This window comes from Butyrivibrio sp. NC2007 (genome assembly GCF_000421405.1).
Taxonomy (GTDB): domain Bacteria; phylum Bacillota; class Clostridia; order Lachnospirales; family Lachnospiraceae; genus Butyrivibrio.
In genome coordinates this window covers 115,300-137,642 of sequence record NZ_ATWY01000011.1, presented here as the reverse complement: position 1 = coordinate 137,642, position 22,343 = coordinate 115,300, and the positions used below count along the sequence as shown (strand labels likewise).

General features: G+C 43.7%; 16 protein-coding genes. 2 read left to right on the top strand and 14 right to left on the bottom strand.

Annotated features, from left to right (window positions below):
• Positions 1 to 219: 219 nt before the first annotated feature.
• From groL to G632_RS0110405, 3 genes are all read right to left on the bottom strand, one after another.
• On the bottom strand, positions 220 to 1,845 hold the full coding sequence (gene groL / locus G632_RS0110415; RefSeq protein WP_022769075.1) for a chaperonin GroEL: 1,626 nt from the start codon (positions 1,843 to 1,845) through the stop codon (positions 220 to 222).
• Between the two features lie 42 nt (positions 1,846 to 1,887).
• Positions 1,888 to 2,172, bottom strand: a complete 285-nt coding sequence (locus tag G632_RS0110410) for a co-chaperone GroES (protein ID WP_022766927.1) — start codon at positions 2,170 to 2,172, stop codon at positions 1,888 to 1,890.
• 122 nt (positions 2,173 to 2,294) lie between these two features.
• The gene (locus tag G632_RS0110405) at positions 2,295 to 3,617 is read right to left on the bottom strand and encodes an MATE family efflux transporter (protein WP_022769073.1); all 1,323 of its coding nucleotides are present in this window, start codon (positions 3,615 to 3,617) and stop codon (positions 2,295 to 2,297) included.
• 225 nt (positions 3,618 to 3,842) lie between these two features.
• Between G632_RS0110405 and G632_RS0110400 the strand changes: the two genes are divergently transcribed.
• The gene (locus G632_RS0110400) at positions 3,843 to 4,241 is read left to right on the top strand and encodes a hypothetical protein (RefSeq protein WP_022769072.1); all 399 of its coding nucleotides are present in this window, start codon (positions 3,843 to 3,845) and stop codon (positions 4,239 to 4,241) included.
• Positions 4,242 to 4,263: 22 nt separating this feature from the next.
• On the opposite strand, the gene G632_RS19635 is transcribed toward G632_RS0110400, so the two are convergent.
• The 3 genes from G632_RS19635 to G632_RS0110385 are packed head-to-tail and all read right to left on the bottom strand — an operon-like array spanning position 4,264 to position 6,526.
• Complete coding sequence (locus tag G632_RS19635; protein ID WP_022769071.1) at positions 4,264 to 5,166, bottom strand: metallophosphoesterase family protein; 903 nt, start codon at positions 5,164 to 5,166, stop codon at positions 4,264 to 4,266.
• Positions 5,166 to 6,083, bottom strand: a complete 918-nt coding sequence (locus G632_RS0110390; protein ID WP_022769069.1) for an SPFH domain-containing protein — start codon at positions 6,081 to 6,083, stop codon at positions 5,166 to 5,168. Before G632_RS0110390 ends, G632_RS19635 begins: the two co-directional genes overlap by 1 nt.
• Positions 6,083 to 6,526: an NfeD family protein gene (locus G632_RS0110385; protein WP_022769068.1), complete on the bottom strand. Its 444-nt coding sequence runs from the start codon at positions 6,524 to 6,526 to the stop codon at positions 6,083 to 6,085. The genes G632_RS0110390 and G632_RS0110385 overlap by 1 nt, the downstream gene beginning before the upstream one ends.
• A 172-nt stretch (positions 6,527 to 6,698) precedes the next feature.
• Between G632_RS0110385 and G632_RS0110380 the strand changes: the two genes are divergently transcribed.
• Positions 6,699 to 8,156: a GGDEF domain-containing protein gene (locus tag G632_RS0110380; protein ID WP_022769067.1), complete on the top strand. Its 1,458-nt coding sequence runs from the start codon at positions 6,699 to 6,701 to the stop codon at positions 8,154 to 8,156.
• Between the two features lie 60 nt (positions 8,157 to 8,216).
• On the opposite strand, the gene G632_RS0110375 is transcribed toward G632_RS0110380, so the two are convergent.
• From G632_RS0110375 to G632_RS0110340, 8 genes are all read right to left on the bottom strand, one after another.
• Positions 8,217 to 9,236, bottom strand: coding sequence for a GGGtGRT protein (locus G632_RS0110375; protein ID WP_022765394.1), 1,020 nt, complete (start codon positions 9,234 to 9,236; stop codon positions 8,217 to 8,219).
• Between the two features lie 22 nt (positions 9,237 to 9,258).
• Positions 9,259 to 9,951, bottom strand: coding sequence for an iron-sulfur cluster assembly scaffold protein (locus tag G632_RS0110370; RefSeq protein WP_022765395.1), 693 nt, complete (start codon positions 9,949 to 9,951; stop codon positions 9,259 to 9,261).
• Positions 9,952 to 10,094: 143 nt separating this feature from the next.
• Positions 10,095 to 13,586, bottom strand: coding sequence for a response regulator (locus tag G632_RS21210; RefSeq protein WP_022769065.1), 3,492 nt, complete (start codon positions 13,584 to 13,586; stop codon positions 10,095 to 10,097).
• Positions 13,564 to 15,645: a DNA topoisomerase gene (locus G632_RS0110360; RefSeq protein WP_022769064.1), complete on the bottom strand. Its 2,082-nt coding sequence runs from the start codon at positions 15,643 to 15,645 to the stop codon at positions 13,564 to 13,566. Before G632_RS0110360 ends, G632_RS21210 begins: the two co-directional genes overlap by 23 nt.
• Entirely contained in the window at positions 15,638 to 17,014 is a 1,377-nt protein-coding gene (locus G632_RS0110355) for an ATP-binding protein (protein WP_022769063.1), read from the bottom strand. The genes G632_RS0110360 and G632_RS0110355 overlap by 8 nt, the downstream gene beginning before the upstream one ends.
• 19 nt (positions 17,015 to 17,033) lie before the next feature.
• Positions 17,034 to 18,119 (bottom strand): aspartate-semialdehyde dehydrogenase, encoded by a 1,086-nt coding sequence (asd, locus tag G632_RS0110350; protein WP_022769062.1) that lies wholly within the window; start codon positions 18,117 to 18,119, stop codon positions 17,034 to 17,036.
• A 33-nt stretch (positions 18,120 to 18,152) separates the two neighbouring features.
• Positions 18,153 to 19,541, bottom strand: a complete 1,389-nt coding sequence (gene argH, locus G632_RS0110345; protein WP_022769060.1) for an argininosuccinate lyase — start codon at positions 19,539 to 19,541, stop codon at positions 18,153 to 18,155.
• A gap of 144 nt (positions 19,542 to 19,685) precedes the next feature.
• Complete coding sequence (locus G632_RS0110340) at positions 19,686 to 22,205, bottom strand: FapA family protein (RefSeq protein WP_022769059.1); 2,520 nt, start codon at positions 22,203 to 22,205, stop codon at positions 19,686 to 19,688.
• Positions 22,206 to 22,343: the final 138 nt, after the last annotated feature.

Below are 22,343 nucleotides of genomic sequence, written 5' to 3'. Positions count from 1 at the left end.
GCATGTCAAAGTACCATTTTTATAAAAAAAACTCCTAAAAAAGCCTCACATGCATTTTTTGCAACTATAAACCGGAATTCAGTTTTTCATTTGACCGCTCCTTTTACAAACATAAAAGAAGTTCCTTCCAAGCAAGCTTGGAGGAACTTCTTTTATGTTTGCAAAACCACTAACGTGGCTTTTCTCATATTTTATGTTGGATGCTTGGATCGTTATCGCTTACATCATTCCACCCATTCCTGCGCCGCCTGCTGGCATAGGAGGAACCGGCTCCTTGATTGTAGCTACAGCTGCCTCAGTTGTAAGGAAGCTTGAAGCTACTGATGTAGCGTTCTGAAGAGCTGAACGTGTAACCTTGGCAGGATCGATGATTCCGTCCTTAACCATGTCTACGTACTGCTCTGAGTATGCGTTAAATCCGATTCCGGCCTTAGACTCTTTTACCTTGTTAACGATAACTGATCCGTCGAGACCGGCATTAGCTGCGATGTGGAAAAGAGGTGCCTCAAGAGCCTTAAGAACAACCTTAGCTCCTGTCTTCTCATCTCCCTCGAGCTTGTCAGCAAGCTTTTCAACTTCCTTGGAAGCGTGGATGTATGCTGATCCACCACCGAAGATGATACCCTCTTCAACAGCTGCTCTTGTAGCGTTGAGAGCGTCTTCCATTCTGTACTTAGCTTCTTTCATCTCTGTCTCAGTAGCAGCACCTACTCTGATAACTGCAACACCGCCTGCGAGCTTAGCAAGTCTCTCCTGGAGCTTCTCTCTATCGAAGTCTGATGTTGTATCCTCAATCTGCTTCTTGATCTGAGCTACTCTTGCCTGGATCTCTTTCTTAGCTCCAAGACCATCAACGATTGTTGTCTTCTCCTTCTCAACCTTGATGCTCTTAGCTCTTCCAAGATCATCCATTGTTGTATCCTTGAGCTCAAGACCAAGATCTGAAGAAATAACCTTACCGCCTGTAAGAATAGCGATATCCTCAAGCATAGCCTTTCTTCTGTCGCCGTATCCGGGAGCCTTAACAGCTACTACATTGAATGTACCACGGAGCTTGTTAACGATAAGTGTTGTAAGAGCCTCACCATCAACATCCTCTGCGATGATAAGGAGCTTGCTTCCTGTCTTAACGATCTGCTCAAGAAGAGGAAGGATATCCTGGATGTTTGAGATTTTCTTGTCTGTGATAAGGATGAATGGATCCTCTAATGTAGCTTCCATCTTATCCATATCTGTTGCCATGTATGCTGAAATGTATCCTCTGTCGAACTGCATTCCTTCTACAAGGTCAAGCTCTGTCTGCATGGTCTTGGACTCTTCGATTGTGATAACACCGTCGTTTGAAACCTTCTCCATAGCATCAGCGATCATCTGTCCTACTTCATCATCTCCTGATGAAACAGCAGCAACTCTCATGATCTGCTCTTTGCCCTTAACCTTGGTTGCCATCTTGCCGATAGCCTCTACTGCTGCGTCAGTAGCCTTCTTCATACCTTTTCTGAGAACGATTGGGTTAGCTCCTGCGGCCAGGTTCTTAACACCCTCGTTGATCATAGCCTGTGCAAGAACTGTAGCTGTTGTTGTACCATCACCTGCTACATCGTTTGTCTTTGTAGCAACTTCCTTTACAAGCTGAGCTCCCATGTTCTCGTAAGAATCCTCAAGCTCGATCTCTTTTGCAATAGTAACACCATCGTTTGTGATTGTAGGTGCACCGTATGACTTATCAAGAACTACGTTTCTTCCTTTTGGTCCAAGTGTTACTCTGACTGTATCAGCAAGCTTATTAACGCCTTCTACCATAGCTGTGCGGGCGTCAGCGCCGTACTTAATTGTCTTTGCCATTTTTATTGCCTCCGATTTTTTCTTTTTCTTAATTCGTAGAAATTATTTGATGATCGCAAGAATATCATTCTGCTTAACAATGATGTATGTTACATCATCAAGCTTAACTTCTGTTCCTGAGTACTTAGAATAGATGACATTGTCACCCTTCTTGACTTCCATCTTAACTTCCTTGCCATCAACAACTCCGCCGGGTCCTACTGCTATAACCTCAGCCTGCTGTGGTTTCTCTTTCTCAGCGCCGGGAAGAACGATTCCTGACTTTGTAGTCTCTTCTGCCTCAAGCTGCTTTAATACAACTCTGTCTGCAAGTGGTACTAACTTCATTACAAAACGCCTCCTTTATGTAATCTTATGAATTTACTTTTTATTTGTTAGCACTCTGGTTCATTGAGTGCTAACCTCCAAGAACATATATTAGCACCTTTTATCATGTCATTCAAGTATATTTATGATTTTTCTTGTCTCATCCAGTTTGCCCTGAAATAGTAGATGATGAATATGATCGTACTGGTGCACCAGGTAAGGGGATAAGCCCAGAAGATAACATTGATTACAGGTATGAGCCTTACTGTGATCGTGATATATGTTATTCTCAAAAGACACCAGCTTGAGAGCATTACGATCATGGGAACGGTAGTCTTGCCTGCTCCTCTGTAAACTCCCGCAAGAGCATGGCTTGTTGCAAGAAGGAAATAGAAAAGACTCTCGGTTCTTGCCTGCATAGCTCCGATAGCAAGTACCTCCGGATCCTGTGAGAACATTCTTAGAAGCACAGGTGCAAGAACAAATGTTATTACACCGATGATTTCTGCAGCGCCTGCGCTGATAAAGGCACCTATCTTGGAACCTTTTGTGACTCTCTCATACAATCCCGCTCCGAGATTCTGACTTACAAACGTGGTCAGTGCCATAGTCATACATACAATCGGTAAAAAGACAAATCCTTCGAGCTTAAAGTAACTGCCGCAACCTGCCATTGCATCTGCTCCGAAAGCATTGATGTTAGACTGTACGACAACATTACCTATAGCGATAACACTGTTCTGAATTCCTGTGGGGAAGCCCAGAGCCAGTTCCTTTTTGATAATCTGCGGATCTATCACAAGCTTTGATATGGTTATTCTGTGAGGCCCATCCACGCGCGTCAGCTTAGAGAAGGCAAGGCCTGCACTGATAAACTGAGCAATAACCGTTGCAGCTGCTGCTCCGCCGATTCCAAAGCTAAAAAATCTAACAAATAAAATATCAAGGACCGTATTGACGATCGTGCTGACCATAAGATAATACAGAGGTCTTTTCGAATCACCCACTGCCTGGAAAACGCCGCAGCAGGCATTGTACATAACATTTCCCAGTCCGCCGAGGAAATATATCTTAAAATACAGCGTTGAGCTGGGCAAAACATCTAAAGGAGTACCCATCCATCCAAGGATCACCGGGGTAAAGAAAAAGCCCACAACCGTAAGTGTGATTCCCATCAGAACTGCAAATTTAATGCCTGTATGTACAGCCACAGAGACCTTGTCATAGTCCCTTGCACCATAGCTCTTTCCTATTATTACGCTGCTTCCCATAAAGAGGCCGTTGATAAATCCGACCATAAGAAATATAAGGCTTCCTGTCGTACTAACAGCAGCAAGAGCCTCTTTTCCAACGAACTGTCCTACAACAACCGAGTCAACAACATTGTAGAGCTGCTGCAAAAGTTGCCCAAAGAACAGCGGTATTGCAAAGCTTATCAGCTTCTTTGTAATAGAACCTTCAGTCATTTAAAATCCACCTAAATCTTTAATAGCCTATTAACTATACCACCAATAAAAGTATTTATCGAATAAATCGATATTACAATAAATTTATAATTTTTTAATAACAGGTAAATTGCATTTACAAAGGACCTACTGCATAATAATCATAAGTAATTGTATGCTTTGCCCCGCCATGGATGGCGCGGCGTTTGCCGGATTGGCAGACACTTACTCAAGGAGGTGATAAAAGTGAGCACAAACTTCTTTTCAAGTTTAAACGGCAAGTTTGATCTCAACAGCAGCATGAGCAGCCTTTATGGCGATTATAATCAGATAAAGAGCGGCGCTTATGGCTCTCTTATGAAGTCATATGTCAAGAAAGTCGGAAACAAATCTGCGCTGAAGGCCTATCAGGAGACAGGTTCCACCACCACAGCTGCTGACTCTTCATCAAGTACAACTACAGCAAGTACAAAAAAGACTTCGACTTCCAAGTCAAACTTTTTGGACAGCCATTTCAGCAATATCAAGAACTCAGGAACCTACACTAAGTCAGAGCTCCTTGCAAAGCTTAAAAATGAAGAGAGCAAGACACAGGCAACTGCTTCCGAAGCAGCAGCCGGAACCAATGTAGACACAACAATTTAATGTAAACATAAAGAGGAGACCTTTAAGTCTCCTCTTCTTTTTTGGGTATTTCCTTACCCTTAAGATCGATATTGTTTTCTTTAAGAGCTATAGCCCAGTATTTCTCAGGAATATTGGGCCATTTTACTGTTCCCCTCTCCTGTTCGCAGAGCCTCATGGCTCTTAACAGCACCGTCTGGTTAAGGTCCACTCCGGTCCTGATGGTGTGCATGGTCACAGCTGCCCATGCGGGAGCTATCTCCCTAAGTCCCGATTCCTTAAACTCCCTGAGGATTTCTTTCCTGTTGTAGTCCAGCTGAATATACTCCTCTTCCCAGGCCTTACCGTTACCGTGGAGAATGCAAAACTGAGTCTTTCCTCCGTAGTACCACGGTATACCTATGGATCCGGGATTGACGGCCTTCTTGCCTCTGTACATGTAGGTGCCTTGAATATGGTTGTGCCCGTGCAGAAGAACTCCCGACTTTAGGTGAGAAAGTACCTTCTTGGTATTTCTCTTTTCCCTGAACAAAAGCTCACTGGTATTGGTAGGTGAGCCGTGGCAGAATTCAAATCCGGGCATTCCCTTTACCTGGTACATCCCATAGTTGGGGAGAGACTCAAAGAAATCAAAGTCCTTGCCCGTGAGATTCTCATATGTGTAAAGAAGGGAACCACTGGCAGAGCCTTTTCTCCAGTTTCCGGCCCCGGAATTTTTGTAGTTTAAAAGATATTCCTCCCGATTTCCACGGATAATATATGTGTTAAAGTACTGCTTCAGCACATATATCAGTTCCATGGTCTTCTGGGGGTACGGGCAGTCAGTAACAAAGTCACCCAAAAGAACAAAATTGGTTATTCCTTTGCCCATGGCATAATCTATACATGCCTGAAAAGCTGTATGATTGCCGTGTATGTCACTAAATACCGCGAAATCATTTGCCATTACTTAACTATCTCTTTTAATGATTCTGCAAGACCTGCGATGCCCTGGATATTTGACGGAACAATGATCTTGGTTGCCTGTCCGTTTGAAGCCTTCTCAAAGGCCTCAAGGCTCTTAAGTGTAAGAACTGACTCATCAGCTCCTGCCTCTTTCAGCATTGTGATACCTTCAGCGTTAGCCTTCTGAATGCTCTTGATAGCCTCAGCCTGGCCTTCAGCCTCACGGATTCTCTTCTCTCTCTCAGCCTCAGCTCTAAGGATTGTAGCCTGCTTGTCAGCCTCAGCCTGAAGGATCTTACTCTGCTTCTCACCTTCTGCAACAGTGATCTGTGACTGCTTCTCACCTTCTGCAAAGAGGATCTTTTCTCTCTTTTCACGCTCAGCCTTCATCTGCTTCTCCATGGCATCTCTGATCTGCTCAGGAGGATTGATGTTCTTAAGCTCAACTCTGGTGATCTTGATTCCCCAGGGATCGGTTGCGATATCCAGTGCATCCTGCATCTGGGCATTGATCTGATCTCTTGAAGTAAGAGTTTCATCAAGTGTAAGTGAACCAATTACGTTACGAAGTGTTGTAGCTGTAAGGTTCTCAATAGCTCCGATAGGATTTCTTACGCCGTATGCATAAGCCTTTGGATCTGAAATTCTGAAGAATACGATTGAGTCAATCTGCATTGTAACGTTATCCTGTGTGATAACGGGCTGAGGTGGGAAGTCACAGTACTGTTCCTTTAAATCCACCTGTCTTGCTACTCTGTCGATAAAAGGAATCTTGAAGTGAAGACCAACGTCCCAGGTCTCCTTGTATGCACCAAGCTCCTCAACGACGTAGGAATGAGCCTGTGGTACGATCTTGATATTGGTAGCTAACAAAATGATTACGAGTACAACGAAAATTGCAATTATTGCGGCTGTCATTATAAGCCCTCCCTTTCAACAATAAGTTTTGCTCCTCTGACTTCTACAACCCTGACCTCTTCTCCTGCCTTTATTGTGATATTATCGACGCTTGAAGCTGCCATCCAGGTTGAGCCGTCCATATCTACTTTACCTGTGCCATGAAGATTGTCAATGTCGGTCTTGGCAATGAGTTTTCTGCCGATGATAGCATCTATATTGGTCTTCTTGAGCCTGTTGTTAAAATGTGCTGCTGCAATAGGTCTTACAAGAACCAGGACTACCACTGATACCACAAGAAAAGCTGCCACCTGAAGCCAAAGAGGTGCTCCGATAAGAGCCAGCAAAAGAGCTATCACTGCCCCTGCTGCAAACCAGATGGTAACAAGTCCCATGGTCATAAGTTCGATTACTGACATTACAACTGTGATGATCAACCAGATAATCGGTAATGAGACATCCATACACTCTCCTCCTTTTAGTAGATTATACTTCACTTTGCCCTTTGGCGGAAGTAGCTTATTGTTAATAGTCTTTTTACAAAAATATTGTCCTGTTATCTAATCTTTCCGCGCATTTTATGATAATATATAATAGTACAATTATTAACGTCATGCCGTTTGTATGGAGGCCAAAATGTCAAGTCAGATGTACAATATCTTCAAAAGCAGCTTAAACACATTCACAATGCCGGCAACCGTCATGTCTGTAAGAAAGAATCCTGACGGAACCTGCGGTGAAATAAGGTTTTTTGCCATCAATGAGATCTTTAAAAAGAGTTCCTACGACCTCTTTTCAAAAATGGAAGGTGGGTCATCTGTCAGCTATGAGGAATTTGATAAGCATATCGAGGGTCAGCTCTACACCTCTCATATTCCGAAAGAGCCCAAGTTTGAGGCCATAGTATTTGACGCAGCCTGGAATGGTAAGCATATCAACACCTATGTTGATACCACCAAGATGTACGGCTACTGGACCGAAGATATCCTCTTCCCTGTTGTTGCTCCCGGCTGTGAAGACGAGGAGGAGCCTGACGTTAAGTACTGTCAGTTCATGTACACCTTGAACAGAGAGATGGATACAGGCAAGTTTGCTTCTGTTTCTCCTGACATTTCCAGCTTCGTCATCAAGTCCTGTCTTGAGCTTCGTAACGAAAATGACTTCTCAGACAGCATAAATACTGTTATTAAAGATCTTCGTGAATATACTGATTCCTATGCTGCAGCAATTCTCACAGTCCTTAGTGATCAGCAGAAATTTGATGTTATAAGTGAATCTGTCAGAAATGACGAGATCTGCATAAAAGACATCTTCACACATTTCCCGTATGAAATAGTTGATAGCTGGGAAAAACTCTGCAGAGAGACCGACAGCATAATCATCAAAGATGAAGCCGATATGGCTCACTACGAAAAGCTTGCCGGGCCATGGGTTAAGACCCTTCGAGAGAACGATGTTAAGAGCCTTTGCCTCTTCCCTCTCACCCACAACGGTGTGATCACAGGTTATCTCTATATCACAAACTTTGATGTATCGAATATGGAGAGGATCAAACAGACCATTGAGCTTGTATCCTTCTTCCTGACTGCGGAAGTTGCAAACCACACCTTCCTCGAGAGACTTGAGTATCTCAGTAACGTTGATATGCTAACCGGCGTATTTAACCGTAACTGCATGAACGTCAATGTAGATGAGCTGGCGATCAAACTTGAGATCTTCCCTCAGCCCTTCAATATTGCCTTCTGTGACCTCAACGGTCTTAAGAGCATTAATGATAACGGCGGACATGATCAGGGTGATAAGCTCCTTGTATATGCAGCTGATGTGTTAAAAGAGATATTCCCTGACGATAAGATCTACAGAGCAGGTGGTGATGAGTTTACTATCATCTCCTTTGACAGCAAGCCACAGTTTGAAGAAAAGATCAGGATCCTTAGGGAGCGGGCATCTGATCCCGAATGGCTCTACTTTGCAATAGGCTACTATCACGACGAATCAGACGGACAGCTAAGACTCGCCATGAGATATGCCGATGAGGAAATGTATAAAGACAAGGATAAGTTCTACGAAAAATATCCTGATAAGAGAAGATAAAAAACACGCCCCGGAAATAATCCGGGGCGTTAATTTTTTTATTAAGTTCGGCTCTCGAAATTAAAACTTACCAGCCTTAGCAGCCTCTTCGATAGAAACAGCTGTTGAAACAGTCATACCAACCATAGGGTTGTTACCTGCGCCGATAAGACCCATCATCTCAACGTGAGCAGGAACTGATGAAGAACCTGCGAACTGAGCATCTGAGTGCATACGTCCCATAGTATCTGTCATACCATAAGAAGCTGGGCCTGCAGCCATGTTATCAGGGTGAAGTGTACGTCCTGTACCACCGCCTGAAGCAACTGAGAAGTACTTCTTACCAGCCTCAGTACGCTCCTTCTTGTAAGTACCTGCAACAGGATGCTGGAATCTTGTAGGATTGGTTGAGTTACCTGTGATAGATACGTCAACGTTCTCCTTCCACATGATAGCAACACCTTCCTGTACATCGTTAGCGCCGTAGCAGTTAACCTTTGCACGAGGTGAATTTGCATCCTTTGAGTAGCACTTTCTGAATACTTCCTTAACCTCACCTGTGTAGTAGTCATACTCTGTCTCTACATATGTGAAGCCGTTGATACGTGAAATGATCTGAGCAGCGTCTTTTCCAAGACCGTTAAGGATAACTCTAAGAGGTTTCTGACGAACCTTGTTAGCCTTCTCTGCGATACCGATAGCACCCTCAGCAGCTGCGAATGACTCGTGACCGGCAAGGAATGCGAAGCACTCTGTATCCTCTTCAAGAAGCATCTTACCAAGGTTACCATGTCCAAGACCTACCTTACGGCGGTCAGCAACTGATCCGGGAATACAGAAAGCCTGAAGTCCGATACCGATTGCTGCAGCTGCATCAGCAGCCTTGCGGCAGTTCTTCTTGATTGCGATAGCTGCACCTACTGTGTAAGCCCACTTTGCGTTCTCAAAGCAGATAGGCTGAATGCCCTCGATGAGGCTGTACACATCAATGCCAGCTGCCATTGTAATCTCTTTACATTCTTCGATGGAAGAAATCCCATACTCCTTAAGGCAAGCCAGGATCTGGGGCTCTCTTCTTTCATATGATTCAAATAAAGCCATTATTATTATTCCTCCTTACCTATTATTCATGTCTGGGATCGATGCATCTAACTGCATCATTAACACGACCATACTGTCCCTTAGCCTTCTCAAGAGCTGTGTTAGCATCATCACCGGCCTTGATGAAGTCCATCATCTTACCAAAGTTAACATACTTGTATCCGATAATCTCATCGTTCTCATCAAGAGCGATATCTGTGATATATCCGTCTGTAAGCTCGAGGTAACGAGGTCCCTTCTCAAGTGTTCCGTAAGTTGTACCAACCATTGAACGGTTACCCTTACCAAGATCCTCAAGACCTGCACCGATCTGAAGTCCGTCCTCAGAGAATGCAGACTGTGTTCTTCCGTAAACGATCTGAAGGAAGAGCTCTCTCATAGCTGTGTTGATAGCATCACAAACAAGGTCTGTGTTAAGAGCTTCGAGAACTGTAAGTCCAGGAAGAATCTCAGAAGCCATAGCTGCTGAATGTGTCATTCCGGAACATCCGATAGTCTCAACAAGAGCCTCCTGAATGATTCCATCCTTAACATTTAAGGAAAGCTTGCAGCAACCCTGCTGTGGAGCACACCAGCCAATACCATGTGTATAGCCTGAAATGTCCTTTATTTCTTTTGACTTAACCCACTTTGCCTCTTCCGGAATGGGAGCTGCGCCATGGTGTACCCCTTGTGTTACAGGGCACATGTTTTTTACCTCTGTTGAGTAAATCATGTGAAAATCTCCTTTCGTATTGTAAAGTAATTTGCATTACTCACTCACGTTTTGTACACTTTTAAGCCGTGCCAATACATATTTTTGCATAATTCGCGGTACTTTTCAACAGATATGATAGAAATTTAACATTTATTTTACTCTCAGATGAATTTGTACACATCGTCGTAGTCGTAGGCCGAAATAACCTCAATAATATTCTCTACCCTATCTCTCTCATCTTCGGGAACAGCGGAGTTTTTCAAAAGCTCTCCGATGCTCTCCACTTCTTTGTAATGGCCGTTATCAAGGTGAGACCTAAGGCTCACATAGATACTTTTAAGTTCATTTCTATCCAGAACTCTTCTTCCGTCTTCGCTTACAGGCTTCTCATCGGGAACAACTATCCTATTGGTAAGATCTCTGTAGAGAAGCATCAGGTCACTCAGACCGTCAAACAAAGTCTCCTCATCACCGACTCTTCCTGCCTTTTCAAGCTTCTCAGCAAGGTCAGCGAGTTCAGAAGCACCGATGATCCTTGACGAGCTCTTTATACCGTGAACCATGGTTGTCAGATTCAGGATATCACTCTTCTCCCAGTAGGACTCAATATCAGCAATGGTCTGCGGCGCTGAGTCTTTATAGGTGCGAAGTGTCTCAAGGTATGATGATTTATCTCCGCAGTGCTTGATTCCGATAAATACGTTAAGTCCCTCAAGCTCATAGAGTGCCATTGGAATCTCATCCGTCTTCTGAGGAACATTTCCTTCCTTGGATACAGGACAGATCTTGTCATTTGGAAGATACTTGATGATCATATCCTCCAAAGCTGACGGATTTATAGGCTTAGCCAGATAATCATCAAATCCCGCAGAGATGTAAACCTCTCTCATTCCGGCAATTGCATTGGCTGTAAGGCATACGATCGGTGTCTCAATATTGGGATTGTCCTTCATGGCCTTTAATTCCTTAAGGGCTTCGATGCCGTCCTTATGAGGCATCATGTGATCAAGGAAGATAAGGTCATACTTCTTTCTTGATGCTCTCTCAATGCACTCATCGGCACTGATTGCTTCATCAATACGAAGCTTGGTGTGCTTTAAGAGGTTCTTAAATACTGTAAGGTTAACCGGAGTATCGTCAACCACAAGAACGTTTGCATCAGGAGCCGTAAACTTCTCCTTATATTTGCTTCTCTCTACGATTGACTTTCTGAAGGCTGCTTCGAAATCACCGACAGCATCCCATTTAAGTACTTCCTGCTTAAGAGTAAAGCTAAATGACGAGCCCTCTCCGTACACACTTTCAACTTCAAGAGTTGACCCCATGAGGTTAAGGAGCTTCTGAGTTATGGTGATTCCAAGACCTGTTCCCTCTACTCCCTGATTCTTCTTTTTATCAAGTCTCTCAAAAGCTTCGAAGATCTTATTGATCTCCTCTTCCTTAATGCCTATTCCCGTGTCTTTTACACTGAAGTTTAAAAGAACACTCTTGTCATCGCCGGGCATTCTTGCATAGCCAAGGCCTATGGTCACACTTCCCTCTTTAGTGTACTTAACCGCATTAGTAATGAGGTTTGTGACAGCCTGTTTAATCCTAATCTCATCACCCCTTAGGTAATTCGGAAGGCCACTGTCTATATTAAGCTCCAGCAAAAGACCTTTTTCCTCTGTCATGGACTTAGCAATGTTTACCAGGTCATTGAGCACGGAAGAGATTTCGTACTCGATGGGTACGATTTCCATTTTGCCGGCTTCTATCTTGGTGAAATCAAGAATATCGTTGATAATTCCAAGAAGCGTCTTACCTGAGGATAAGATGTGTCCTGAATACTCAAGAATATTCTCATCCTTACTCTCCCTTAGGATCATCTCATTCATGCTAAGGATGGAGTTCATCGGAGTTCTTATATCATGTGACATGGATGAGAGGAAAACATCCTTGGCCTTGTTGGCTTCTTCTGCCTCTCTTACAGCTATACCAAGCTGGATATTCTTTTTCTGAAGCTCTTTTGCATCTGCTTCTCTCTCTGATGCTCTCCTCTTATTAGAGATTACCTCTTTGATGAGGGAAGCAACAATTATTGAAGAAATCACAAAAACGATCAGGACCGCAAACCACATGTTATCAAGTATTGAGTCCTTCAGGCCATACTTGTAGAGGTCTCCGGAATATCTAAGTGCCATATCCTGGATCTGGTCGTTTCCTACTACATTGAGTCCCCTGTTTAAAAGCTTTAAAAGTCCCTCATGTCCCAGATGAACACCAAAGCATCTCTCATCCACTTTGCTCTGCTGCTTAACCGAGAGCTCTCTGTACTTGCGGTTCTTAAGGATATTGTTGACGCGCATACCGTTTAAGGTTGTGCATCCTGCCTTGCCCTCAATTACCGCATCCAAGGCTTCTTCTATGGAGTCATAGAATGTAACCTGCGCATTGGGGAAATTGCTCTTAACAAAGTAATACTGCATGCTGTTGTTCTTGTTAAGTGCAAAAGTAGAGAGCTTGGACTCTGTGTATTCTCCCGAATAAACGATGGCTGTGGTTGAAGCTATAACCGGATTAGTCTGGTAGATGTTGTTTTCCTCAGAAAAATAGAATCCTCCGCCAACAGGGAATGCTGTTTCAATCTGATGCTCTCCGATAGCGGTGATCATATCATCATAGCTGTCATAACCGATATACTCAACAGAAAGTGTGCTTATTCCAAGTTCCCTGAGCATCTCAGGTATAAGGTCTTTTACCAGACCTGTGACATTTCCCTCTTTATCGGTATCAGAATATGGAATATAGTTGTTCAGATAACCCACTCTCAAGGTGTCATGCTCAGAAAGCCACCTCTTTTCAGCACCCGAAAAGCTCCTGCTGGTGATGCTGGATGGATAATACTTGATATTAAGACCGTTTATGTAGTTAGGCTCTTCGATCATGATCTGTTCCTGAGCCTCATTGAGTTCATTAAGCAGGTCCTGTCTGTTTATATTTACACACAGATAGTAATCGGTAGCTCCAAAGGCATACAAAAGCTCTGCATTCTCTCTGTTATAGGTTCCGTTACTCTCAGCAACATAAACATCAAGCTCTTCATTATCAAAGGCTGCAACCATCTCATCCGCTGATTTAAAGGTCACAACATCAGCCAGTATGTTGTGAGATTCTAAGAACTCATTAAGAGTTGTAACAATGGCACTTTCCTGGACACCGATCTTCTTGCCCGCCAAAGTCGCGGGAAGATTATTTATGGAATCATCAAAAGCATGCTTAACAAGGTTGTAGGTCTCTCTTCCCATGGAGTTTCTGGGATAACCTATAACGCCCTCTCTCTCCGGTGTGTAAGCAAGGCCTGCCAAAAGGTCTATATCCCCTGCCAAAAGCTTTCTGTAAAGATCTGAAAAGCTTCCGTAGACATACTCATACTCCCATCCTGTATATTCAGCGATCTTCTGGTAGTACTCGTAGGCGTATCCTTTTCTGACCCGGCCTTCTCCGGCTCCTTCCTGGAATATCTCATTCTCGAAATAGCCGACCTTAACCTTCTTTTGCTCATCAGCAGCATAAGCTATGGCAGAAGGCCTAATGGAAGTAAGTATCATACATATTGCAAGTAGAAAAAGGATTGCCGGTCTTCTCTTTTTACTTCTTTTGTGTTCTTCCATTCTTCTTTTCCTTCGTGGTCTTATAAAACGGTGCCACATAATCGAACCTGGATCTTAAGGCATTTCTGTAGTCGTTTTGTTTGACCATATTGGTGCGCTTTGTTACAAAATCGTTGAGCTTATTAAGGTACTCCTGCTCAGAGATGGAGCCGTCTGCAACCCCCGTAAGTCCCTTCTCCCAGCTGGCAGTAAGAGCCGGATTGAGCATGGGCTTCATTGAGCAGAGCACAGTCTCATAGACCATCTCTCCCATCTGCGTAGGAGTTATGATCTGAGTCTTTTTATTGAGGTTTAGATAACCTATATTAAAGAGCTTGGTAAGGATACCGGCTCTTGTCGCACTGGTTCCGATTCCCGAACCCTTTATCTGAGCACGAAGCTCTTCATCTTCTATGAACTGTCCGGCATTTTCCATGGTGAGGATAATAGTTCCGGAGCTGTATCTCTTGGGCGGAGAAGTCTCTCCCTCCTTGATCTCAAAGGATTCTATGGGGAGCTCATCGCCCTTTTTAATCTTCTTTAGGTATTCAAAAAGTTCTTCATCCGTTACGGTCTGTTCTGCATCTTCACCATCCTTAGGAGCCTCTTCCTCGCTATCCTTATTATCCTTCTTTTTAGAGAAGGAGTAGTCCATTACGTGAAGATAGCCCTTCCCGGTAAGGATCTTGAAATTGGCGAAAAAATGTTCTCTCTTGCCTTCATTATCAAGGTTTGGCAGAGATAATTCCAGTCCTACTTTCTGATAAGTTGCAGGTGGATAAAAAACTGCAAGAAATCTCCTTACTATTATCTCATAAACAAGGGCAGATGTGGGACTTAATGACGAAATTGCCGAAAATCCCTGTCCGGTTGGAATAATAGCGTAGTGGTCGGTGATTGCCTTGTCATTTACATATCTCGTCTTGGCGATACCCTTATAGGACTCATGCTGAAGTATGGCTCTTGCAAATACCGAGCAGGGCTCATAGGCCGTAAGGCCCTTTATGTTCTGATCGATAACCTTGGCAATGGCAGAGGACATAACTCTGGCATCGGTTCTTGGGTAGGTCGTAAGCTTTTTCTCGTAGAGCTCCTGTGCTATGGCCAGAGTCTCATCGGGATTTATCTTAAATAGTCTTGAGCAGTCGTTCTGAAGCTCCGCAAGGTTATATAAAAGCGGAGGATTCTTGACTTCCTTTTTGGTCTCGCATTTTTCAACTGTGGCACTTCTATCCCTCGTGCCAACTTCCCTGATCAACTTCTCTGCACCTTCTTTTGCCTTAAAGCCCTTTTCGCTGTACAGTTCAGGTGATCCGTCAAAGTGAGAATCCTGCGTCACTCTCCACTCGGCATCGCACTTCTTGCCATTTATCATCGCTCCTGCGAGCACTCTGTAGAAGGGAGTCTTAACGAAGTTTCTGATCTCTCTCTCCCTGTCAACGACGATACCAAGAACGCAGGTCATAACTCTGCCGACGCTGATCACGCACTTATCAAGTCCCAAATAGTTCTTGATAGAATACGCATAGCGCAGTGTCAGGGCTCTTGAGAAGTTGATACCCATAAGGTAATCTTCCTTGGCGCGCAAAAACGCTGAAGCACCCAGGTTGTCATACTCGCTGTCATCCTTAGCTTCTCTGATTCCTCTTAGAATCTCCTCTTCTGTCTGGGAATCGATCCATACGCGCTTTCTTACCTTGCCCTTGACATTTGCCTGCATGTCAACAAGACGATAGATATATTCACCCTCTCTTCCCGAGTCGGTGCATATATAAATCGTATCCACATCATCTCTATTGAGTAAGCCTTTTACTATGTTGAACTGTTTTGAGACATTCCTTATAACTTCGTATCTATAGTTTTCCGGAATAAACGGAAGTGTGTCAAAAGACCACTTTGCAAATTTCTCATCATAGACCTCAGGATAGCTCATGGTTACCAGATGTCCGACGCACCATGTAACAATAGCATCATCGGACTCCAGGTAACCGTCTCTCCTGGAAAAATTCTTTTTAAGTGCACCGGCAAAAGCCTGTGCCACGCTGTTTTTCTCAGCAATATATACAGATTTATTAGCCATTCGTCAGCTCATCTATCCCTATCAGCCTAAGCTTACTGCCGGGCTTTAGAGACGCATCAACGATCCAGTCATCAAAGCCTGCTGTGGAAAAGAGATAGATAACATCTCCCTCAAGTCTTGCTTTTTTTGCGCAGTATTCAAGCTGATCAAGATCTGCATGGGTTATCTGTTTCTGCCACGAACAAAGCCCTAAGGCAGTATCTCCCATATCACTCTGAGCTATTATGTCAATGGTTCCTTCCTTGCCTATCCACTCGCCCTCATCACCGATCTCAAAGGGGAAAAGACCTCTCTCCTCGAGCCTTAGAATGTACTCACGGCAGACGCTCTTAAAGTGCTCACCGGCATAATTTTGAATTCCTGCAGATATAAATATATCATAAAATTTGTCGGCAGGCATCTGTAATAAACTGCTCTCATTCGGGAATATGAACCTGAAGTAAAAGTCAAGCAGAGGGTCCAAAATCTTATAGACACCCTTCATAACATTTTCTCTTCCGGCATTTCCGAACGAGTATGCCTTATAAGCAAAATCATGATGGATAAGGGTCTTTAGATAAACTGAAATCTTGGCTCTTGAAAAGCCTGTTGCATGATAAATGTCATTGAGCTTATTGGCGCCCTTTGCCATCTCCGAAAGCAGGGTATGATAGACGGATGTCTCTCTTAAGCTGTATTCGGTTAGGCGAAGTGCCTCCCCGTAAAGAAATGATCCCGGATCAAGAATGTTCTTGCACACATTCTCCTTAAAAGAAAGGGAATCATCAAAGTATCTCCAAAGGAGTGTCTGTCCGCCCAAAACAGAGTATGTAAGCACCGCATCCCTGTAGGGCATGTTTTTGAAGTAGCTTCTCATCTCCGAAAAAGGAAGGGGCTTTATCTTCCTGAATCCCGCAAGGGATGTGGACAAAGAGCCAAGGCTCTGTACCATGTTGTTCTCAACCCAGGACACGTCACTGCTTACAAGAAGAACAAGGATCTGTCTGTACTTGCCGTTCTTCTCAACAAAGCCTACCAGCTCCTTCATAAAGCTATCCGATGATTTGATTATGTACTCGAAATTCTTAATGACGAAGATCACGGGGTTTCTCCCCGCGCTTCCTATAGCAAGATCAAATATCTCTGTGTAGGTGGGATTCTCTGAAAGGCTGCTCTTTGTTTCCATCAGCTCTTTTTCCCAGAGCTTTATCTGCTCCCTGCTCGAGACACTCCTTGCAGTGTAAAAGACACTTCTTCTGTTCTCAATGAATTTAAAGAGCAGCGAGTTCTGCTCCACATTCCTGTGGCCGTAAACCACAAGAATGTTAGAGCGCCCACTGTCGTAGTATCTGTTTAAAAACGCCAGATCGATTTTTCTTATCTCTTCCATAACGTTCACTTTACATGAATTATTTTTTGTTGATATATCCGCTGGCCTTAAGAAGCTCTGCACACTCTACTGCACCGCCTGCTGCTCCACGCAGTGTGTTGTGTGAAAGACCTACAAACTTCCAATCGTAGATAGAATCCTCACGAATTCTTCCGATGCTTACTCCCATACCGTTCTCATAGTTAACGTCAAGAGTGATCTGAGGTCTGTTATCATCCTGCATATACTGGATAAACTGCTTGGGAGCACTTGGAAGACCAAGCTCCTGAGGAAGTCCCTTAAAGCTCTCAAGCTTCTCAATGAGCTGCTCCTTGGTAGGGTTCTTCTTGAATTTAACGAAAGCTGCAGCTGTGTGTCCGTAAAGAACAGGGATCCTGATGCACTGGCATGTGATCTTTACATCATCAGCAGGAACGATAACGCCGTTCTCTACCTTACCCCAGATACGAAGAGGCTCTTTCTCTGACTTCTCTTCCTCACCTGAAATGAAAGGAATTACGTTTCCTACCATCTCGGGCCACTCCTCAAAGTTCTTGCCTGCACCTGAAATAGCCTGATAGGTTGTAGCAACTACCTCATAGGGCTCAAACTCCTTCCATGCTGTAAGAGCGGGTGTGTAGCTCTGGATTGAGCAGTTGGGCTTAACTGCGATAAAGCCCTTTGATGTTCCAAGTCTCTTTTTCTGGAACTCGATAACATCCATGTGCTCAGGGTTGATCTCAGGAATGATCATAGGTACGTCAGGAGTCCATCTGTGAGCTGAGTTGTTTGATACTACAGGTGTCTCAGTCTTAGCGTACTCTTCCTCGATAGCCTTGATCTCGTCCTTAGACATGTTTACAGCTGAAAGAACAAAATCAACGTTCTCAGAAACAGCCTTAACATCTGTGACATCCTTGATAACGATGTTCTTTACAGAATCAGGCATAGGTGTTTCCATTTTCCATCTTGAACCAACTGACTCTTCATAGGTCTTGCCGGCGCTGCGAGGGCTTGCTGCAATTGTAGTAACCTCAAACCAAGGGTGATTCTCAATAATTGAGATAAACCTCTGTCCAACCATTCCGGTTCCGCCAAGAACCGCTACTTTTAACTTGTCGCTCATAATAGTTACTCCTCTCATATTCCTTTTTTCTTTTTATTTAAAGCTAAAAGATGACAGAAATTCATCGTTCGCTTCAATTACTTTTTTCATAACATCAGGGCTTGGTGCTCCGACTGTAAGTCTCTTTTCGACACAGGTCTTAAGAGAAATTGCATCAAATATATCCTCATCAAAGAGCTCTGAGAACTCCTTAAGCTCTGAAAGAGACAGATCATCAATTGCACATCCCTTGTCGATGCAGGCAAGAACCAGTCTTCCGATGACCGAATGTGCATCTCTGAATGGCATTCCCTTGTTTACAAGATAGTCTGCCGCATCTGTTGCATTGGTAAAGCCCTTTGTTGCACTCTTTTCCATGTTGTCCTTGTTGAACTTCAGAGTTGCAAGCATATCGGTAAAGAGTGTAAGGCAGTTTCTTACTGTATCCATGGCATCAAAAGCTGCCTCTTTGTCCTCCTGCATATCCTTGTTATAAGCAAGTGGTATTCCCTTCATTGTGGTAAGAAGGCTCATAAGATCGCCGTATACTCTTCCGGTCTTACCTCTTACAAGCTCTGCGATATCAGGGTTCTTTTTCTGTGGCATGATGCTGCTTCCTGTCGAGTAGGCATCATCTATCTCCACAAATCTGTACTCGTTGGAGTTCCAGATGATGATTTCCTCGGAAAGCCTTGATAAGTGCATCATTATTGTTGAAAGAGCTGACATATACTCTATCAGGTAATCCCTGTCCGATACGGAATCCATACTGTTAAGGGTAGGTCCCTCAAAATCAAGAAGCTCTGCAACATAATCCCTGTCCAAAGGATATGTTGTTCCTGCAAGAGCTCCGGCTCCAAGCGGACAGTAGTTCATTCTCTTATAGATATCCTTCATGCGAAGAAGGTCTCTTTTAAACATCTCAAAATATGCACCGAGATGGTGCGCAAGTGTTACGGGCTGTGCCTTCTGAAGATGAGTAAATCCCGGCATATAAGTCTCAAGGTTATCCTTCATGATACTGCTAAGGCACTTAAGCATCTCTTCCAGGAGATTTGCAGTGTTTTCGACCTCACCCCTGCAGTAGAGCCTCATATCAAGAGCTACCTGATCATTACGGCTTCTTCCTGTATGTACCTTCTTGCCGGCATCACCAATCCTGTCTATCAGATTAGCCTCCAGGAAGCTATGGATATCCTCATACTTATCTGTTATCTCAAGTTTACCATCTCTGACATCGGAAAGGATTGCATCAAGTCCGCAAATAATGGCATCTTTCTCCTCTTCCGATATTATTCCCTGTTTGGCAAGCATAGTGGCATGCGCCTTGCTTCCTCTTACGTCCACCTCCAGAAACCTCTGATCGAAGGTAATTGATGCGTTGAAAGTCCACGCCAGTTCATTGATGCTGCCTGTAAATCTTCCACCCCAAAGCTGTGCCATATGTTGCCTCCATTACTGTGATGTGTTAAAGTCTCAAAAATTATAATCCAAACTTAACATACAATCAAGTCCTAAACAATCGCTCTTTTTCACAAAAAATACTGCCACAGTCACCTGCGGCAGTACGTTTTTTTACAATCGGCCTTATAAAACTATAATATTTTCTTTCTTGGCATCCGCCTTGAATATCATCTTGTCATAAGTTTTTCTGTCGCTCTCAAGCCTGTAGATAACACCCGAGATGACAAATATGGTATTTGCATAGGCCATCTCAGTGATAACAGCGCTTGCTCCGTTACTCTTGTTTATCTCCTCTTCAAGAGATGCTATCTCAGCCTTCAGCTCTCTTATCCTGGTCTCTTTGGAAGCTACGGCTGCATTTATCTTGACCTTCCACTGCATAAGCTCACGGTTTCCGGCTCCGAGTTCCTTTAGCCTCTCCTTCTCGGTGTTCAAAGTCTCCAGCTGCTCAACTTCTCTGACTATACTCTTCTGAGCATTATTGTATTTTGAAAGGATACCGGAGTTTACACCAAGGTTGATGATGGTTCTGGCTCCTGACTTATTACCCACGGATGCTGCTTCTATTCCGTAAATACAGTTAATGGTTCCGCCGTAGATCATGCCGACTCTTCCGTAGGTCTTTACATAGCCTCTTGCTTCAACCTTACAGTTGATGAAGTAGTTGGCGGAAATATTCTCTCCGCTGATTGTAGCGCCTTCAAAATACTTGGCACATACATCGCCCTTTGCAGTGATTCCGCCTCGAATCGGACAGGTCACTCCGCCCTTTATGACAACTTCTCCGCCGGAAACAACAGTTGAGCTCTCAAGATGTCCACCTACGATCACATCTCCCGTTGCCTCTATCTCACTTCCAGAAAAGACATCTCCGACTACAAAGACTGTACCGTCATACTTGATCTTCTTGTCCGTTATCTTTACTTCCTGAACCACCATGAGCTTGGTTATCTCAACTTTTCCTTCTACCATACGTATAGCTCCGGTATAAGTTGCGACATAACTTATTCTGTCGTTCATGATCATAAAGCCGGTACCTTTGAGGATTGGTATCTCTTTTCCCGGAATTGCCTTTATGTAATTGCCGAATACATCGTATCCGTCAGTTCCCTTGGTGGCTTTGTGGTATTCAGCTATCTTATCTCCAACCTTTACAGGCTGCAGACATTTCATCTTATCAAGGTCACAGGTTCCGTCCTTAAGAAGCTCCGGCTCAAGTTCCTCGGAAGTATCAAAGAAGTACTCGTAGTATCCGTTACGTCCGTTGACAACCTCCATTCCTGCAGCTACTAAAGCTCTTATGACCGGCTTACCTTCACGGCCTATTTTCTTTACCGCTTCCTTGTCTACGCCATAGATAACCTTGGCTTTTTCAAGGAACTTAAAGATAATCTCCTCAGTATATTTTCTGCCATCCATTCTTTCAGGCAAAGTAAGGAAGCACATCATGTTACCCTCCTCAAAGTTGAGGTAGGTGTCACGGTGCTCAAGCATATCATTAACAAAGGCGTCTTCACCGGTTATTCTGCTGGGAGATACAGGTGAAGCTTCAGCTTTCTGATCAATGCTTTCGCCTTTTTTGCCACCTATATTTTCAGCAAGCATACTCTGACGTATGCGGCGCATATCTCTTGCTGTGTACATCAGAGATGAGAACTTGGATACATCAAGGCTCTCCTCAAGACCAAGTCTTATCTCTCTCATCTGATCAGCCTGATATAAAGGCTTGCAATACGGCTTTATGTCTAACTGATGCTCAAGACCGATACGCATCTCATACATCTGTTGCCAGCCGTAAGCAACATCTGCATACTGCTTGACATCAACGCCGTTTTCAAGGCCGATCCTGATTTCTCTGATGGTATCGCCTCTCATATCATCAGTGATGTATTTATCGATGGGAAGGCCTTTCTTTATGGCGATTCTCACCTCTTCAAGCTGTTCTGCATCAAATTTCCGTGCTATATATTTTGAAATATCAACCTTGTCCAAATATGCCTTGTGCATCTGATTCAGAATGCCGGCATTGTATCTGTCGATATCCTTCTGTTCAAAAACAAGGCCATCCTCAGCGCTCGTTCTTATGGCTCTCATCTTCAGATATGGCATGGTCACATGGGCATAATGAGATATATCAATACCCGCCTGGAGACCTTTTCTGATCTCTCTCATCTGAAGCGCATCAAAGGCAGGATCCTGATAGAAAATGATGGGAACTTCGCTTCCCTTTGTCAGACCGCGTCTGATCTCACGCATCTGGTCAGCAAAATATACTTTTTTGGCATAGGGAGTAACATCGATTCCGGCGACAAGGCCCTCTCTTATCTGCGAAAGCTGAGTTGTATCAAAGCCCTGCTCTCTGTAAGAAGACATATCTATGCCCTGATACATCTCAAGGCGTATCTCCTCCATGGCACCCCATGAAAGATTTGGATCCATGTATTTGCTTACATCGAGCTTATCGGACAAGCCTTTTCTTATCTCCGAAAGCTGAAGTGTATTGAAATGAAGGGACTTAAGCTTTTGTACATCGGCTCCCATCTCCTGACAGAGCTTTAATTCATTCTCATAGGAGTTTCCACTAAAGACATCCAGTCCCGAATATGAACTTGAAGCAGTACTTTCGTAACTTAAATTTGCCATAGATACCTCAAGACGGTCCAGTTATCGATACTACCTTATATTATAAATCAATATATCGTGCAAATGCACTATTAATTGACATATTTTCCCTATTCTATTAGACTTATTTTATAAATAATTAATAAGAAGGTAGGGGAA

What these genes read in the sequence shown, in the direction of transcription:
- G632_RS0110390 (WP_022769069.1), bottom strand. Translation starts at nt 6,083, where the DNA reads ATGACAGCCGCAATAATTGCAATTTTCGTTGTACTCGTAATCATTTTG.
- G632_RS0110405 (WP_022769073.1), bottom strand. Translation starts at nt 3,617, where the DNA reads ATGACTGAAGGTTCTATTACAAAGAAGCTGATAAGCTTTGCAATACCG.
- asd (WP_022769062.1), bottom strand. Translation starts at nt 18,119, where the DNA reads ATGAGCGACAAGTTAAAAGTAGCGGTTCTTGGCGGAACCGGAATGGTT.
- G632_RS0110355 (WP_022769063.1), bottom strand. Translation starts at nt 17,014, where the DNA reads ATGGAAGAGATAAGAAAAATCGATCTGGCGTTTTTAAACAGATACTAC.
- G632_RS0110380 (WP_022769067.1), top strand. Translation starts at nt 6,699, where the DNA reads ATGTCAAGTCAGATGTACAATATCTTCAAAAGCAGCTTAAACACATTC.
- G632_RS21210 (WP_022769065.1), bottom strand. Translation starts at nt 13,586, where the DNA reads ATGGAAGAACACAAAAGAAGTAAAAAGAGAAGACCGGCAATCCTTTTT.
- G632_RS0110410 (WP_022766927.1), bottom strand. Translation starts at nt 2,172, where the DNA reads ATGAAGTTAGTACCACTTGCAGACAGAGTTGTATTAAAGCAGCTTGAG.
- groL (WP_022769075.1), bottom strand. Translation starts at nt 1,845, where the DNA reads ATGGCAAAGACAATTAAGTACGGCGCTGACGCCCGCACAGCTATGGTA.
- G632_RS0110340 (WP_022769059.1), bottom strand. Translation starts at nt 22,205, where the DNA reads ATGGCAAATTTAAGTTACGAAAGTACTGCTTCAAGTTCATATTCGGGA.
- G632_RS19635 (WP_022769071.1), bottom strand. Translation starts at nt 5,166, where the DNA reads ATGGCAAATGATTTCGCGGTATTTAGTGACATACACGGCAATCATACA.
- G632_RS0110360 (WP_022769064.1), bottom strand. Translation starts at nt 15,645, where the DNA reads ATGGCTAATAAATCTGTATATATTGCTGAGAAAAACAGCGTGGCACAG.
- G632_RS0110370 (WP_022765395.1), bottom strand. Translation starts at nt 9,951, where the DNA reads ATGATTTACTCAACAGAGGTAAAAAACATGTGCCCTGTAACACAAGGG.
- G632_RS0110385 (WP_022769068.1), bottom strand. Translation starts at nt 6,526, where the DNA reads ATGGATGTCTCATTACCGATTATCTGGTTGATCATCACAGTTGTAATG.
- G632_RS0110375 (WP_022765394.1), bottom strand. Translation starts at nt 9,236, where the DNA reads ATGGCTTTATTTGAATCATATGAAAGAAGAGAGCCCCAGATCCTGGCT.
- argH (WP_022769060.1), bottom strand. Translation starts at nt 19,541, where the DNA reads ATGGCACAGCTTTGGGGTGGAAGATTTACAGGCAGCATCAATGAACTG.